Raw genomic sequence first — 16,381 nt, 5'->3', positions numbered from 1 at the left:
TCGTCAGGCAGGTGTCAGGGACGCGACCTGCGCATGTTGTTCATCATGTTCGGCGCGGACGGCCCGGCAATAGGGGCCATTCATGACAAAGCGCCGGCAGACGGACGGGCGCGTTTCGTAGATGCCGCAGTTCATGCGGGCACCGTCCATCGCCACGCACCAGCCCTCCGGATCCTTGGCCATCACATGAAGACCGTTGGCCGTATGCGTGGTGAGATGGTCCGGAATGTGGTCCGACGCCTGAAGAACCACGGTCAGGCGGCAACACACCGCATCGCAGGCTGAGCAATGGGCCTTGCCCGGCGCGGGCGGCTTGCGCGCGCTCATGCGGAAAGCTCCGACAGATACAGCGGCAACCTGCAGGAGGTTGCCATGCGTTTGACAAAGTCGTGCCGTGGACGATGATGGCCGAGATCGGGCCGGCGGCAGTCGCGCATGACTGAGAAGACGTGCGAACTGCACGAGAAAATGCTGGGCATGGTCGCTCCCGGGGACAGGATCCCGCGGTATGGCATGAGAGGGAGCGAGGCGGGCGGCAGACGGCCGCGCGGAACGCGCAAAGCAAGTCGTGTCGAATGCGCTTGCTCTCCCACCATACATCATTGCGGTCAGTGCGGTGGTGCAGCAGGTGTTACAGGGAGCAAGATCTCTACGTGATTGCTTCAGCTGCTTTTCCGCCACTTCGTGAATATCCCTCGGGCGTGGAGCTGGCCGAGCCTGGTCAGGCTTTGCGGTATCGCGACAAGAGGTAAGTGCTTGCTACGGTGCCGGAGTGTGCTTCGTCCCCAGGCGAGCGCGAATGGTGAGTGCGGCATCGGCGATTGCTTGGCGCATCAAAACATCCGATCAAACGTTGTTCGGTTGCCTCACCCGATCTGTAGCCTCCATCCCCGAACCCAGTACACTGTCCCCGGCCGTTCCCAGGGACACGGGCGGCGGTCTGGCTTGGCTGCACCGAATCGTGTCGTGACTACTGGCAAGAAACCCACTTCCATCGATATCGCGTATCTGACCGGCTTTTCGCAGGCCACGGTGTCGCGCGCCTTGCGCAACAGTCCGCTGGTCAGCGAGGAGACGCGGCGCAAGGTGCAGGAGGTGGCGCGGCAGCTGAACTACAAGGTCGACAAGAACGCCTCGAATCTGCGCACGCAGCATTCGGGGACGCTGGCGCTGCTGTTCTTCGAGGACCCGACCACGGACGATTCGCACATCAATCCGTTCTTCGTGTCGATGCTCGGTTCGATCACTCGCGCCTGCGCGCAGCGTGGGTACGATTTGCTGATTTCGTTCCAGCAGGCGTCGGACGACTGGCACGCGGACTACGCCGACAGCAAGAAGGCCGATGGCATCATCCTGCTCGGTTACGGCGATTACGTGACCTACTGCGACAAGGCCCGCAAGCTGGTCGAGCAAGGCACGCACTTCGTGCGCTGGGGCGCGGTGTTGCCGGATCAGCCCGATACCTCGGTCGGCTGCGATAACTACAGCGGCGGCCGCGCGGTCGCCGAGCACCTGTTGGAGCAGGGCTGCAAGCGCATCGCGTTTCTGGGCGAGGCGACGCGGCACTATCCGGAATTCTTCGAGCGTCATCACGGCTATGCTGAAGCGTTGGCCGACGCCGGTCTGAAGGTGGATCCGGAGTTGCAGGTCGATGCCGAGAGCACGCAGGAGTCCGGCCACGCCGCGATGACCGCGCTGCTGGATCGCAACGTGCAGTTCGACGCGGTGTTCGCCGCCAGCGACCTGATTGCCATCGGCGCGATGCGCGCGATGGACGAGCGCGGGTTGCGCGTGCCCGAGGACGTGGCGGTGGCCGGTTTCGACGACGTGCCAAGCGCCAGCTTCGCGCATCCGCCGCTGACGACGGTGCGTCAGGACACCAAGGAAGCTGGCAGCATTCTGGTCGACAACCTGCTGCACCTGATTCACGGCGACCCGGTGCAGACTTCGATCCTTCCGATCAAACTGGTGGTGCGCAAATCCAGCGTGCGTTGAGGCCGCGGTTTCGCGATGGGTGGCGATCTGCGCGCCCTTGTTCTACGTGGAAGAGGACGCACCCGATCGCGACGCCGTGATGCAGGCGTCGCGACGGCGGTGCAATCAATGTGTATAGACGCCGCTCGGATGCCCGCGTTCGGTCATCAGGCGCGTGAGTTCGGCGACCAGTTCCGGCTGCCGGGCGATGGCGTCCAGCAGGTAGACGCGTGCGCCGTGCGCCGGGACGCTGGCGTGCAGCGTGCCGCCAGCGGGCACCTCGACATCGGCGCCGCCGAGCGCCGCTTTCCAGTGGCCGCCCTGCAGGTAGCGGTGGATCGCGAAGTCGGCGTCCGTATCGCCCTTGTTCAGCAACACCAGCGCGATCTGGTGGGTGCCGTCGTGCTGCAGGACACGGTAGAACGCGGCCTGATCGCCATGCATGCGTTCGACCAGCATCAGCCCGCGCTGCAGGGCCGGCGTGCGTGCGCGCAGCTGCGCGATGCGTTTCAGATGCTGGTAGATCGGCGACTGCGGCGCGGCGTCGATGCGCTTCTGACCGAAGTAGTTGCGGTTGCCCTGGTGCTCGCCCTTGCCGCGCTCGAAGCCGATCTCCGAGCCGTAGTAGATCGCCGGAATGCCGCGCGTGGTGAACAGGAAATTGTTGGCGTCGATGAAGCCGTCGTCGCTGGCGTCCAGACGTTTCATGTCGTGGTTGTCGTAGAACGTGACCAGGCGGTAGGGGTTCGTATACGGGCCGTTGGTCAGGTACAGCACGGCCTGCAGCTTGCCGAAGTCGCTGTGCGGATGCTCGAAGACGTCGCGCATGGCGTCCTTCAGCGGGAAGTCCAGCAGGCTCATGCTGCCGCCGCTCTTCCAGGTGTACTTGCCGAGGTTGTCGACGTTGGCGTCGAACGCTTCGCCGAACATGAAGAAGCCCGGATGCCTGGCGTGGATGGCCGCGGCGAACTTCGCCCAGAAGCGCGTGGACATGTGGTTCATGGTGTCGATGCGGAAGGCGTCCGCGCCCTCGCCGATCCACTTCAGGTACGCACCGACGAAGTACTTCAGCACCGCCGGATTCTGGTCGTCGTTGTTGGACAGCTGCGCCAAGTCCGGCCAGGCGTTGTAGAAGCGCTGCAGCGGGTGCTTGACCGGGTCGAGCTTCCACGGCGGCAGGTTGTCCTCGTCGGCGATCAGCTTGCCGTCGGCGTCGAAGATCTGGCCGAACTGCGGCTGCTTGACCGGCATGCTGAAGGCGGGCGAGCCGTGGTTGAGCACGATGTCCTGCACCACCTTCAGGCCGGCGGCGTGCATGCCGCGGGTGAACTGCGCGTAGTCGAGGTGCTTGCTCGGCAGGTGCTCGTCGACGCGGTAGAAATTGATGCCCCAGTAACCGTGGTAGCCGCTCTTGCCGCGGTCGGTGAGGATGCTGCCCCACTTCACCGGGTCACCGCCGGTGAAGGCCTGATCCGGGTTGTCGACGATGGGCGTGATCCACACCGCGCCGAAGCCCATGTCGCGGATGTAGTCGGCGTTTTCCAGCACGCCCTTGAAGTCGCCGCCGAGGTAGCCGATGTTCGCGGTCTGACCGTTCGGACCGTGCACCGGAATGTCGAAGCTCGGATGCGCGCCGCCCTGGTGACGATGGTCGTTGGACGGGTCGCCGTTGACGAAGCGGTCGGTGACCACGAAGTAGATCGCGTTGGAGGCGAATGGCTGGGTGGTGCCGACGAAGTCGGTCGGCGCGTTCGGAGCGGCTGCGGATGCGCTGCCGCCGACGGCGAGGCACAAGGCCAGCGCAAGACCGCTGGCGGAAAGACGACGCTGGATGGACATGACAGCTCCCCTCTGCATGGATTCGTGGGCGGTCAGCCCGGTTCGCGCACGCGCAGCGTCAGCAGGCCGGCCAGGATCAGGCTGGCGCCGCCCAGCACCAGCGCGTACATCGGCTGACCGTGGAAGAACACGCGCAGCAGGATGCCGAGCACGCTCGCGGCCAGCAGCTGCGGGATGACGATGAAGAAATTGAAGATGCCCATGTACACGCCCATCTTCTCGGTCGGAAGGTTGTCCGACAGCAGGGCGTAAGGCAGGGACAGGATCGACGCCCAGGCGAAGCCGACGCCGACCATCGACAGCAGCAGCCAGTGCGGATCGCGGATGAACAGGAACGAGATCAGGCCGAGGCCGCCCAGTACCAGATTGGTCAGGTGGCTCATGCGCAGGCCGATGGCGCGCGCCACCCACGGAATCACCAGCGCGGCCAGCGCGGCGAAGCCGTTGTAGGCGCCGAACAGCACGCCGACCCAGTTTGCGCCCTGGTTGTACAGCGCCGACTGCGTGTCGGTGGTGCCGTACTGCACGGCGGTGACGGCGGACGTGGTGTAAATCCACATCGCGAACAGCGCGAACCAGGAGAAGAACTGCACCCAGGCCAGTTTCTTCATGGTGTCGGGCATGCCATAGAGGTCACCCATCACCTGACGCGTCATGCCGGTGCTGCGGGTCTGGCTGAGCCAGACGAACAGACCGCCGAACACGATCAGCATGCCGGCCAGCAGGTACAGCTCCTTCTCCAGCGCTCCGTAGTAGATGACGAACGGAAGCGCCAGGCCAAGCACCAGCAGCACCAGTCCGAGCATCCAGGCGCGCGAGGCGTCCACCGGCGCGGGCGTGCGCACGGCGTCGCTGAAGTCCTGCAGCTGCTCGGGCGGGTATTCGCGGGTGGTCAGCACGGTCCACAGGATCGCACCCAGCAGCACCGCGCCGCCGACGTAGAAGGCGATGTGCACGGTGGCCGGGATGTGCCCGGCGGGCGCCGTGTTGGCGACGCCGAACTGCGCCAGCACCCACGGCAGCACCGAAGCCACCACCGCGCCGACGCCGATGAACACGCTCTGCATCGAGTAGCCGAGCGGCCGCTGCTTGGTCGGCAACTGATCGCCGACGAAGGCGCGGAACGGCTCCATCGAGATGTTGAACGAGGCGTCCATGATCCACAGCAGACCCGCCGCCACCCACAACATCGGCGCGTTGGGCATGGCGATCAGCGCCAGCGTCGCCAGCACCGCGCCGGCCAGGAAGTACGGCCGGCGGCGGCCCAGGCGGTTCCAGGTGCGGTCGGAGAAATGACCGATGATCGGTTGCACGATCAGGCCCGTCAGCGGCGCGGCGATCCACAGCGCGGGAATCGCGTTCACGTCCGCGCCGAGGGTCTGGAAGATGCGGCTGACGTTGGCGTTTTGCAGCGCGAACCCGAACTGGATGCCCAGAAATCCAAAACACATGTTGAAGATCTGCCAGAACGACAGCTCGGGTTTGCGCGTCATGCTCTAGTTCCCCTGTTGCGGCAGCGGCGCGATGTGCAGCTCGCCGACATCCGCTTCGTTGAGCGGTCCGGTTGCACCGCCCTCACCGCCGGTGAAGTGCACGAAGTGCTGCAGGTTGCTCATGTTGAAGCCCTGTTCGAGCGCGAAGCTGCAGGACTGTCCGGCCACGGCGTGGAACTGCACCATGGTCGAGTTCTGCTCGGCGATGCTGTGCGGCAGCACGATCGGACGGATTTGCGGCGCGAGCTTGCCGCAATAGATCTTCATGCGTTTCACGCCGGCGGTGACGCCGGTGTTGATCGGGCCGTGATCGTTGTCGTAGCGCAGCCAGGCCGTGAACGTGCCGCTGCGTGGCGCTTTCCAGCTGCGCGGCCAGTGACCGGCCAGCGTGGCGATGTCGCCCACGCAGGTTTCCGGGCTGTGCAGCGATTCCAGACCGTCCGCACCCTTCGCGGTGACGCTGAAGCATTGCAGACCGTCGACCCTGGCGATCGCGGTGGCATGCTGAAGTGCGCCGTGGCGTCGGCCGTTGACGTACAGCACGCCCGGCACGGTGGTGCTCACGCGCCACGTGGCGCCATGGGCGACGACCTTCGGTGCGGCCGGCGTCGCCGGCAGGTAGAACGGCGCGTTCATGCGCAGCGGCGGGGCCTTGACGGTCTTCGCCACCAGCTGCACGACCGTGGTGTCGCCGTTGCGCTGCACGGTGCCGGCGACCAGCAGGTTGCCATCGAGCTTGGCTGGACGCTTCAGCGTGACCGTGCGCTTGCCCAGGTGCAGCGTGATGCGGTCGCGGTCGCCGAACAGCATCGGCGCCAGCGACGTGGGCAGCTTCGGCTGCACGGCGTTGTCGTTCTCCAGGCCGAACACGCCATGCAGCACCATGTCGAGGTAGCCGGCGACCGACCACTCCTGGCGCGGCGAATCGACCACCGGCCCGCTGAGCTTGCCCTCGTCGACGTGGATCGACTGGGTGCGCAGCGAGTAGTTCTCCATGTTGGTCGCTTCCAGCGCCGCGCCGCGCATCTGCGTGCGCAGCTCGTGGGCGATGCGCGCCGGATCGTCCACTTGGCGCGCGGCGCGCAGCGTGTACTCGCTGACGAACGGCCAGATGGCGCGGTTGTGGTAGATCGGCTGGTGGCGGCGTTCGGGCCAGATTACCGGGCTGCCGGCCGGCCAGGTCGGGTAGTTGGCCAGCGCCTGGCGCGCGCGCTCGGGACCGGCAATGCCGCTGACGATGGCCAGGTCGGTGCCGAGCAGATCGTAGGCGTCGAACGGGGCCGGGTGCACGCGGCCGCCGATGTAGCTCATGTACAGGCCGCGGTCGGCGCGCCAGAAGTGGCGGTTGATGGCCTTCTTCAGCGCATCGGCTTCGTCGCGGTAGCGCGTGGCGGCCTTGGCGTCATGACGATCGTCCGCCATCCGCTGGCCCAGGCGCAGCGCTTCGTAGTGCAGCACGTTGGTGGACAGCGCGAACGACTGCGCGATGAACACCACGTTGTTCTGGGTCCAGTCGGGGTAGGTCTGTTCGCGCCAGTCGAGGAACGAGGTCTCGCCGCGGTACAGCCCGGTGACCGGGTCATAGGCGTACAGGCGGTCCTGGCTCATGGTGTCGTTCAGCGCGGTGTAGACGCGGTCCGCGAATGCCTTGTCGCCGAGCAGGTGACGCGCGCCCAGGAACCACACCACGCGGTCGGTGCTGATCGGCCAGCTGCCGCCCGAGCCGGTGTCCTGCATCACGTACTGACCCTGCGGCACGTCCTTGCCGCGCGTCGGCGAGAGCTTGAACAGCAGTGAGTTGCGCGCGCGCTCGGGCACGAAGCGCCACAGGCCCAGGTCGATCGAGAAGGACAGGTCGCGCGTCCACACGAACGGCCATTTCTTGCCGGCGATCAGGCAGTGGCAGGGAATCGGCTGGCCGTGGTCGAAGGCGCCGTCGGTGATGTTCTCGACCGAGATTTTCTTCAGGTCCGACTGCGCCATCGCGAACAGGCCATCGAACAGCGGGCTGGCCGTCTCGACGGTGTAGGCCTGCGGTTCGATGGTGCGCGTGGTGGTATCGGTCTTGAGTACGTAGCCGCCGCCGGGCGCGGTCTGCATGGTCGCGTGCCGCTGCATCCAGTCCACGCGGTCGTGCCAGACCGGCGTCGCCGCCTGTCCCGCGGCCATCGCCGCCGTCATCAGCACGCTCAGCATGCCGCACCCCCGACCGGCGCCGTACGCGCCGCATCTCGCTTGCTCATGCGGGTCATGGCCGCGTCCTCCCAACTACTTCAGCTACAGGAACGTCCGATTCTACGGCGGCCGCCCGCTGCATGCGCGGACCCCGGTCGGATCTTGGTGGGTCCCGCATGGTAGGCACGCAGGCCGGACGGGGGCCAGCGAATGCATACGTATTCATAACGCAACGGCATGTGCCGCCTTGCGCCGTCGAGCGCTCGGGCCGTGCCCAGGCGCATCGCGATGGCTGCGAAGGAACCGGCGCGGTGAGAATCCCCATGCGGACGGCCGACAGAACGTTCGTGATCGAGTCTGTCCTCGGCTTCGCTGGTGAGGCAGCCGCATGCGGACGATTCCGTGACGGGAGTCGTGCACAGAGCACGGGCCGGCTCTGGCCGTTCGGCGTACCGGAGGGTATCGTCGCCTTTGATCGTCGGTGAACGAGGGCTGCGCCATGATGAAGAACCTCATCCCCAAGGTGTTCTACGACCGGTTGCAGGACGGGCTGGACCTGTTCGTCGACGGACTCGGTTTCGAGGTGCTGCATCGCGACGACACGCTGGCCGTCGTCGCGCGCGACGGCGCCAAGGCCTATATTGTCGAGAGTCCGGAATACGCGGCCAAGGACCGTCCCGAACTGGCCATCGAGACCGACGACATCGATGCGTTGCATGTGGAGATTTCCGGCCGTGCGCCGCAGTTGCTGCATCCGAACGTGCCCCGCGTGACGCTGCGGCCGTGGGGTGCGCGCGAGTTCGCGGTGCTGGATGCGACCACGGTCTGCGTCGTGTTCCGGCAGTGGCCCGCGGCGTAGGCGCATGGGTCGTACGCTTCGCACTAGCGGGCATGTCCGCGCATCCGGGCGGGAAGGGGAATCGACTCGATGGCGATGAAAGGACGTTGTCACTGCGGCAACATCGGCTTTTCCCTGCATTGGGAAGCGGAGCCCGTGCGGATTCCCGCACGCGCCTGCGACTGCTCGTTCTGTACGCGGCATGGTGCGGCGTGGACTTCGCATCCCGCGGCCGTGTTGCGCATCGCGGTGCACGATGCGGCCCGGGTTTCGCGCTACGCGTTCGACACGCGGACGGCGGATTTTCTGGTCTGCGCGCAGTGCGGCGTGGTGCCGGTGGCGGTCAGCCGGATCGAGGGGAGAGACTACGCCGTGGTCAACGTGCATACCTTCGTCGATGTCGACCCGGAGCGCCTCCAGATGACGTCCGCGCATCTTGGCGACGAAACGGAAGATGTGCGCCTGGAGCGTCGCTCGGCCCGCTGGATCGCGAACGTCGAGTGGGTGGAGACCGGCGCGCACCAGGCGTGAATGCCGGCGCTCGGGTGCTCTTCCGAACAGCCTAGGCGGAATGCGGCGATGGACGCCGTGGTCGTAACAGGCGTAGGTTTCCCTTGCAGGCTGGACGTATCGGAGGGGAGTTCACATGAGCAGGATACCGAAGTGGTTCGTGCCCGTGGCCGTGATTGCGCTGCTGTGGAATCTGCTGGGCTGCGCGGCCTATCTGATGGACGTCATGTTGACGTCGGAGGACGTGGCGAAGCTGGGCGCGGCGGAGCAGGCGATGTACGCGGCACGCCCGGCGTGGGCGGTCGCCGCGACGGCGACGGCGGTGTGGTTCGGTGCCATCGGCTGTCTCGGCCTGGTGCTGCGCCGGCGTTGGGCGATGCCGGTGCTGGTGCTGTCGCTGCTCGGCGTAATCGTGCAGGACGTGGCCATCTTCGCGATGATGCGCGGCGTGACGATTCCGGCCGCGGCGTACGCGATGCAGGGACTGGTGCTGCTGATCGCCATCGCGCTGGTGTGGATGGCGCGGACGGGCGCGACGCGCGGCTGGCTGCGCTAGCTTTCCGCGTCGGCGAGAGATCGTCACGCCGCCTTCTCGGGGAAATCTCGACCGCCTTGTTCGTCATCCCGGCGAAAGCCGGGATCCCGTGTCTTTGCTTTTCAGCGGCTTGAAAGTCACTGGGTTCCTGCTTTCGCAGGAATGACGACCGTAGGGAGTGCCTATGGCCCGACCGAGGGAGGCATCCACGGCATGGATTTCCGAGATTTTCGAGAGGGCGGCGTGACGTAACGCGTGCCTACTGCTCCAGAATCGCGCCGTAGTGACCGTTCACGGTCACGGTGAGGTTGCCGTTCTGCACCGTGTACGTGCCGCCATTGAGCGCGTCGGTGACGGTGCTGCCGTCGGTCATGCTCAGCTGGTAGGCCGGAATGGTCACGGTGTGGCTGCTGCTGTCGTTGTTCAGCACCACGGCGATGCGATGGCTGGCGTCGAAGCGGCCGAACGCATAAATGTGGTTGCTGTCATCGGTCAGCAGGGTCATGAACGAACCGGTGCGCAGGGCGCTGTACTGCTTGCGGATGGCGATCAACTTCTGGGTCAGGGCCACCGCGCTGTTGTTGGTGGTGCCTTGCGACCAGTCGAAGGTGCGGCGGTCGTCCGGGTCGTTGCCGCCCTGCATGCCGTACTCGTCGCCGTAGTAGATGGTCGGCGTGCCGACGTAGGTCATCTGGAAAATCAGACCGAGGTAAGTCTTCCAGATGTCGCCGCCGCAGCGGGTGGCGAAGCGCGAGGTGTCGTGCGTGCCCAGTTCGTTGGTCATGGTCTGCTGCACATCGGTGGGCAGATCGGCGCGGGTGCCGTGCAGCCAGCTGTCCAGGCCGCTCGGCGTCAGCGAGTTGCTGTTGCCGCTTTCGTCGACGCCGCAGATCCATTCGGAGACAGGGTTGGTGAAGCCGTTGTAGTTCATGGCGCCGTCCCACTGGTCGCCGGTGTCGAGCCAGGACGAGGCATCGCCCCAGAATTCGCCGAGGATTTCGGCGTTCGGGTTCACCGACATCACTGCCGTGCGCATTTCGCGCATGATCTGGTGATTGACGCTGTCGCTGCCGTTGTTGCCGTTGGCATCCAGGTATTGCGCGGCGTCCAGGCGCCAGCCGTCGATGCTGTAGGGCGCCTTCAGGTAGGTCTGCATGACCGAGCTGCCGGAGCCGTAGATTGCGTTGCGCACCGCCGAACCGCTGGCGCCGTAGTTGAGCTTGGGCATCGAGGCGATGCCGAAGAAGCCGGAGTAGGTGTTCGGCCACTGCTGGAACGTGTAGTAGTTGTACCAGGTGCTCGACTGCGACTCGTACGCGCCGTTGCTGCTCCACCAGTTGTATTTGTCGAACCACTTGTGGGTGTCGCCGGTGTGGTTGAACACGCCGTCGAGGATGACGTAGCCCTTGGGTCCGTTACTGGTGCTGTGGACGTCGCCGATCAGCGTCTGCAGCAGGCTGTTGGTGCCGAATGCGGGATCGACGGTGGTGTAGTCCTCGGTGTCGTACTTGTGGTTGGTCGGTGATTTGAAGATCGGGTTCAGGTAGATGATGTCCGCGCCGAGCGTGTTCTTGATGTAGCCCAGCTTGTCGATCACGCCCTGCAGATCGCCGCCGAAGAACACCGAGCTGTTACAGCCACCGACGTTGGACGTGACGCTGCTGCCCCAGGCGTGCTGCTCGGTGGCGCAACCGCCGTAGGTGTACTGACCGTTGGTGACGTCGTTGGAGGTGTCGCCGTTGTAGAAGCGGTCGGGGAAGATCTGATAGACGACGCCGTTCTTCATCCAGTTCGGCGTGGTGAAGCCGGGGACGATGAAGAAGTCGCCGGAGCTGGGTTCGCTGGAACTGATGCCGGCGGCGTTGTACCAGGCCGTCGAGGAGCCGTCGTTGATCTGGAAGCGGTAGTACTTCTCCGAGGCGCTGGCGGGGATGGTGCCCTGCCAGTAGTCGAAGCGGCCGGTCGCGTCGTTCGACGACCAGTGCATGGCGACCCAGTGGAAGCTGGAATCGGCTTCGTCGTAGTACTTGATGTTGGCGCTGGTGATGTCGCCCTTGAAGGTGCGCAGGGTCAGCGTGACCGACTGGCTGGCGGTGGGCTCGGGGTGATTGTCGTACAGCGGGCCCTGGTCGTGGAACAGGCCGTTCCACTCCACGTTGTTGTCGTTGCTGGCGGCATGCGCCGGGGTGCTGACGCAGGCGCCGGTCAGGGCCAGCGTCATGCCGAGTGCGAGCGCGTGCAGCGCCATGGGTTTGCGGAATTGCATCGGGTGTCCTCCTCCTCGTTGTGGTCATGCGCCGCACGGCCGTGAAGGGTCGTGGGCGACAGCTTCCCCCGTGTTGCGGTGGCTGCCGACGCGCGTCCGGCGCGGCGGTGAGCCTGTCCGGCGTGGACCGCCGGATCGTTGTGGCGGACCGCGTGCCGGTGGCCGCGGTCTCGTGGTCTATGGGATCGATTCAGGGCATCAGCGCAGCGTGATCGACTGCGCGTGCCGTGCGTTCATGCGGATCCAGGTCACCGGACCGTAGCGGTCGCTGCCGGTGGCCCAGCCTTCGCCATCGGCCTGGCGCAGGGCCTTGAGATCGGCGTAGCGATGGGACAGACCGGCGACTGCATGGGCCGCGGTGCCGTGGATCTTCACCAGGTAGTGCCGCAGGGCCGGCGCGTAGCTGCCGGTCGGCGCGGCGAGCGCGAAGCGCACGCTGCCGTCGGCGCGGCGTTGCGTGTCCATGCGCTGCAGATAGTAGACGCCGCGCTCGTAGGCGTAGGTACGGCCGTCATCGTCGTAGTAATCGAAGTGCGTGGCGTGCGTGGCCGGGAACACGTCCACCGACACCGTCGGCACCGGATGCTGATCGACGTAGTCCATGACCGGCTGGGTCGGAATGATCGCGCCCTGACGGATGAACAGCGGGATGTCGCTCCAGTTCGTGCTGTCGACGTCGAGCGTGACGGTCTGACCGCCGGCGTAGCGCTTGCCGGTGAACCAGTCGGTCCAGGCACCGGCGGGCAGGTAGATTTGCTTGTGCGTCTGGCCCTGCTGCACCACGGGCGACACCAGCAGACTTTCGCCGAACATCCACGCGTCGACGTCGTTGCGCACTTTTGGATCGTGCGGCCAGTCGAAGGTCAGCGGGCGCACCAGGCCGACGCCGTGGGCGTGGTACTGCCAGGCGTAGGCGTAGACGTAGGGCAGCAGGCGGTAGCGCAGGCGGATGGCGGCGGTGGCGGCGCGTTCGGCCTTGTCGCCGTAATGCCACGGCTGACGCTTCTCGCCGAACACGCCGTGCACGCGGAAGATCGGCACGAAGGCGGCGAACTGCATCCAGCGCGCGTAGTTCTCGTTCGACGGATGGCCCTTGAAGCCGCCCGTGTCCATGCCCCACAACATCGCGCCGACGTCGACGGAGGCGAGCATGCGCTGGCGCTGGCCGGCCATGCTGGCGAAGCCGGTCTCGATGTCGCCCGACCACAGGCCGTAGGCGTAGCGCTGCGAGCCGAGCCAGAAGTTGCGGTTGACCGACCACACACGCACGTCGGTGTGCTTGCGCTGCGCGTCGTACAACGAGCGCTGCATGTTGAGGAACTGGGTGTCGTCGCCGGTCTCGTCGGCCTCGTCGTTCCACCAGCCGACGATGCCCTGGTCGAAGGCGTACTTCATCGCCAGATCGCCGAACCAGGTACGCGTCAGCGGCAGGTCGAAATCGACGTCCTTGACCGGCTTGTGCGAGAAATAGTCGTCGCTGACCTTCTCGCCGGGCACCCAAAGATCGTGATCGGTGGCGTAGCGGCCTTCCACGGTGTCCACGTGGATGCGCGGTTTCATGATGCCGGTTAGCTGCATGCCTTCGGCCGCCAGCTCCTTGGCGAGCTGGCCGGAAGGCCCGTCGGGAAACTTCACCGGATTCCAGCGGAATTCGCCGTAGTGATCCTCGCCCCAGGCCTTCCAGTCGAAGTCGAGGGTGAAGTTGTCGATGGGGATGTGCTTGGTGCGGTAGGTACGGACGATGTCCAGCAGCTCCTTCTGGTCGATGCCCCACTGGCTGTTGGTGAAGCCCATCGCCCATTTCGGGAACAGCTGCGCGTGGCCGCTGAGGTCGGCGACGGCGGCGAAGATCGCCTTGGGTTCACCCGCGATCAGGTAGTAGGTGGCGTCCGGGCGCGAGAGCTTGTCGACGCTGAGCTCGTCGCTGCCGAGATCGAAGCTGGCGCCCTTGCTGTCGACCAGCACGGCGAAACCGTCCGTGCTCCATACCAGCGGCGCGCCGGCATGCCCCTGGTGTCCGGCCTTGGCGATCTGCGTGCCCGTGCGCAGGAGATCCGCGCCGGCGTTCTCGAAGGCATCGAAGCTGCCGATGCCGTACAGCGGCGCGCCCGCCGCAAAGCCGACGGCAATGCGACCGCGCGCGAGTGCGCCGAGATCGGTTTGGGTCAGCAGCGGCTGGGTCGCACCCGGAAGGCGCACGGTGAGCGTGCCGTGGACGCGATCGAGCACCACCTGCAACTGCGTGCTGCGCAGCACCACTTCTCGCTTCGATCGGTAGACCTGTGTCGGTCCGGCGTCAGAGTCCGATGTATCCGGCGCCATCACCAGGGTTGGCGGGGTGCGCTTGCCCTCGGGCGCGAAATGCACGCGCAGCACGTTGGCGCGTATCAGCTGCAGCGATAGCGTGCCCTGGGACATCGGCAGGTCGACGCCATGGGTGCGGTGCTTCGCCGTCGCGATCGCAGATGGCGGGGGGGCATGCGCCGCCGCGGCTGGATGCGAAGCCAGCGCGCCGATCAGGAGGGCGCTGCAGAACGAACGGAAAGCGTGGGTCATGATGAAAACCTTCGGTCGTGCGTCACCGGTTGCGCATCGACACGGTCGGTCGATGGCAGGAGCGCGGTGGTGGAGTCGGGCAGACGCGTGCGGTCGCGGAGCATGGCATCGTCGGCGACGTGGTAGCCGCGACCGCCGGGGGAGGGCGCGATCGACGCCCGTTGCGGTCCGCTCAGGTCTGGCGGCTTCGGAGTGTCGAGCTTGGCGCCGAGGTCGTTGCTGTCGCCGATGCCGTTGCTGTCGCCGATGCCGTCGTGGAACGAGCGCGTGACCTTGTTCTGGAACACGACTGGCGATGCGGATAGGGCGGTCGATGCCGTAAGCGCCGCGGCTGCGGCATGCACCGATGAGATGCCGACCGCGCACAGCCCGAGCGAGGCGACGATCAGGATCTGGCGACGGTTCGGCATGACGTACTCCGGGCGTGTCGGCGGGGTGCAACCGGCGAAACGAATGGATTCCCCCTGCCGCGCGCAGGCACGCGCAGCGCACCGTCTACGATGCCACGGTTGAATGTCTGCAGCGCCCGAATTCGCGGCTTCGCATACGTATTCATTGCGATTTTTCGCGGGTTTCGGCGTGCTGCGTCGCAGCAGCCTGCAAACGATTGCAGAACTCAGGGCAAGGGCGGCGCCTTGCAGTGCCGTTCGATGAACGCATCGTGCGACGGCATGCTGTCGATCGCGCGATCGAGCAGGGTGCGGATGTGCGTCAGGAATTCGTCCAGCTGCGCCGGCGTGACGGCGTTGGCGAGCGGATGATGGCGCTGCGGTTGCACATGCTGGCCGATCAGCACCTGCAGCCAGCCGACGTCGGTGAACAGCTCCTCGCCGTCACGGAAGAGTTGCGCGCTGGCACGGAAGACGTCCAACTTGCGACGCAGGCTTTCGGGCGGCTCGATCTGCGCGCAGTGCCGCCAGAACGGCGTGTCGCGGCGTTCGGTAGCGCGGTAGTGCAGGATCAGGAAATCGCGGATGCGCTCGTATTCGAAGCGTGTCTGGCGATTGTATGCGTCGATCATCGCGGCATCGAAGGCACTGTCCGGGAACAGCGAAATCAATCGGCTCACGGCGGACTGGATCAGATGGATGCCGGTCGATTCCAGCGGTTCCATGAAGCCGGCGGCGAGGCCGATGGCGATGCAATTGCGGTGCCAGAAACGGCGTCGGCAACCGGTTTGGAAGCGCAGCGGTCGCGGCTCGCCCATCGCTTCGCCTTCGAGATGGCTGAGCAGTGTGGCAGTGGCTTCGTCGTCACTGATGAAGTCGCTGCTGTAGACGTGCCCGTTGCCGCTGCGGTGTTGCAACGGGATGCGCCATTGCCAGCCTGCCGCGCGTGCGCTCGCCTGAGTGTACGGGCGCATCGGCGCGACGCGCGTGCTGGCCACGGCCATCGCGCGGTCGCAGGGCAGCCAGTGTTTCCAATCGTCGTAGCCGGCGTGCAGGGTTTCCTCGATCAGCAGACCGCGGAAGCCCGAGCAATCGATGAACAGGTCGCCCTCGATGCGCTCGCCGCTTTCGAGAAGCAGGGATTGGATGAAGCCGTCGTCCTCGCGCAGCGCCACGTCGACGACTTTGCCTTCGATGCGCTGCACGACGGTCGGGTCGCACTGTGCGCGCAGGAAGCGGGCGTAGAGCCCGGCGTCCAGGTGATAGGCGTGACGCAGACCGGTCAGCGGCGTGTCGCCGATGCGTTCCATCCGTGCCATCCGCCCGGCGTGGCAGGCGCGTGCGTTGATCGAGTAGGCCCACAGTTCCGCCGCGCCTTGGCTCGCGGCGGCAGAGCGTTCCTGTCTGTCGCGCAGCCAGTAGTGCTGGAACGGAATCAGGCCGAGCGGCAGACCGATGTCGCCGAAGGCGTGCAGATAGCTGTCGCCGACGCGCCCCCAGTCGTTGAACTGGATGCCGAGCTTGTAGGTGCCCTGACTGGCCTTCAGCACTTCGCGCTCGTCGAGGCCGAGGAAGCGGTTGATGTGCTGAATCTGCGGGATCGTCGCCTCGCCCACGCCGACGGTGCCGATGGCGTCGGACTCGATCAGGCGAATCGCCAGCCGCGACCCGAAGGCGCGGCCCAGCAGGGCAGCGCTGATCCATCCGGCGGTGCCGCCGCCGAGGATGACTACACGTCGGATCGGAGATGCGTTCATGCGTTCGTTCCCTTGGCGGCGGGCCGTACCGGCGGGCAAAAAAAAAGCC

Annotated in this window: 12 protein-coding genes; 4 read left to right on the top strand and 8 right to left on the bottom strand. The window is 65.9% G+C overall.

Features of this window, described 5'->3' with window-relative positions:
* Positions 1-3: 3 nt before the first annotated feature.
* The gene (locus LF63_RS13230) at positions 4-327 is read right to left on the bottom strand and encodes a YkgJ family cysteine cluster protein (RefSeq protein WP_043102540.1); all 324 of its coding nucleotides are present in this window, start codon (positions 325-327) and stop codon (positions 4-6) included.
* Positions 328-966: 639 nt separating this feature from the next.
* Here LF63_RS13230 and LF63_RS13225 point away from each other — a divergent pair.
* Complete coding sequence (locus tag LF63_RS13225) at positions 967-1,995, top strand: LacI family DNA-binding transcriptional regulator (RefSeq protein WP_043102538.1); 1,029 nt, start codon at positions 967-969, stop codon at positions 1,993-1,995.
* Positions 1,996-2,100: 105 nt separating this feature from the next.
* On the opposite strand, the gene LF63_RS13220 is transcribed toward LF63_RS13225, so the two are convergent.
* From LF63_RS13220 to LF63_RS13210, 3 genes are read right to left on the bottom strand one after another with little or no spacing between them, the layout of a single operon-like run.
* Positions 2,101-3,813, bottom strand: coding sequence for an alpha-amylase family glycosyl hydrolase (locus tag LF63_RS13220; RefSeq protein WP_043102537.1), 1,713 nt, complete (start codon positions 3,811-3,813; stop codon positions 2,101-2,103).
* 32 nt (positions 3,814-3,845) lie between these two features.
* Positions 3,846-5,306 (bottom strand): MFS transporter, encoded by a 1,461-nt coding sequence (locus tag LF63_RS13215; RefSeq protein ID WP_043102535.1) that lies wholly within the window; start codon positions 5,304-5,306, stop codon positions 3,846-3,848.
* A gap of 3 nt (positions 5,307-5,309) precedes the next feature.
* Complete coding sequence (locus LF63_RS13210) at positions 5,310-7,502, bottom strand: alpha-L-rhamnosidase-related protein (RefSeq protein WP_043102532.1); 2,193 nt, start codon at positions 7,500-7,502, stop codon at positions 5,310-5,312.
* 478 nt (positions 7,503-7,980) lie between these two features.
* Between LF63_RS13210 and LF63_RS13205 the strand changes: the two genes are divergently transcribed.
* The 3 genes from LF63_RS13205 (at position 7,981) to LF63_RS13195 (ending at position 9,385) form a co-directional block, all read left to right on the top strand.
* Positions 7,981-8,340, top strand: a complete 360-nt coding sequence (locus LF63_RS13205; RefSeq protein ID WP_043102531.1) for a VOC family protein — start codon at positions 7,981-7,983, stop codon at positions 8,338-8,340.
* Positions 8,341-8,409: 69 nt separating this feature from the next.
* A complete protein-coding gene (locus LF63_RS13200) occupies positions 8,410-8,850 on the top strand; it encodes a GFA family protein (protein ID WP_043102529.1) in 441 nt (146 codons plus the stop codon).
* A 115-nt stretch (positions 8,851-8,965) separates the two neighbouring features.
* Positions 8,966-9,385: a hypothetical protein gene (locus tag LF63_RS13195; RefSeq protein WP_043102527.1), complete on the top strand. Its 420-nt coding sequence runs from the start codon at positions 8,966-8,968 to the stop codon at positions 9,383-9,385.
* Positions 9,386-9,623: 238 nt separating this feature from the next.
* On the opposite strand, the gene LF63_RS13190 is transcribed toward LF63_RS13195, so the two are convergent.
* The 4 genes from LF63_RS13190 to LF63_RS13175 form a co-directional block, all read right to left on the bottom strand.
* Positions 9,624-11,630, bottom strand: a complete 2,007-nt coding sequence (locus tag LF63_RS13190) for a glycoside hydrolase family 13 protein (protein ID WP_043102525.1) — start codon at positions 11,628-11,630, stop codon at positions 9,624-9,626.
* Positions 11,631-11,828: 198 nt separating this feature from the next.
* Positions 11,829-14,186 carry a glycoside hydrolase family 31 protein gene (locus tag LF63_RS13185; protein WP_043102522.1) on the bottom strand — a complete coding sequence of 786 codons (2,358 nt, stop codon included), beginning with the start codon at positions 14,184-14,186 and terminating at the stop codon, positions 11,829-11,831.
* Entirely contained in the window at positions 14,183-14,596 is a 414-nt protein-coding gene (locus LF63_RS13180; RefSeq protein ID WP_043102518.1) for a hypothetical protein, read from the bottom strand. Before LF63_RS13180 ends, LF63_RS13185 begins: the two co-directional genes overlap by 4 nt.
* A 206-nt stretch (positions 14,597-14,802) precedes the next feature.
* On the bottom strand, positions 14,803-16,332 hold the full coding sequence (locus LF63_RS13175; protein WP_043102517.1) for a tryptophan halogenase family protein: 1,530 nt from the start codon (positions 16,330-16,332) through the stop codon (positions 14,803-14,805).
* Positions 16,333-16,381 lie beyond the last annotated feature (49 nt).

The organism is Oleiagrimonas soli, from assembly GCF_000761445.1.
In the GTDB taxonomy this organism is placed as follows: Bacteria; Pseudomonadota; Gammaproteobacteria; order Xanthomonadales; family Rhodanobacteraceae; genus Oleiagrimonas; species Oleiagrimonas soli.
Note: the sequence above shows the minus strand (reverse complement) of the source record. Positions and strands in the feature narration are given on the sequence as shown.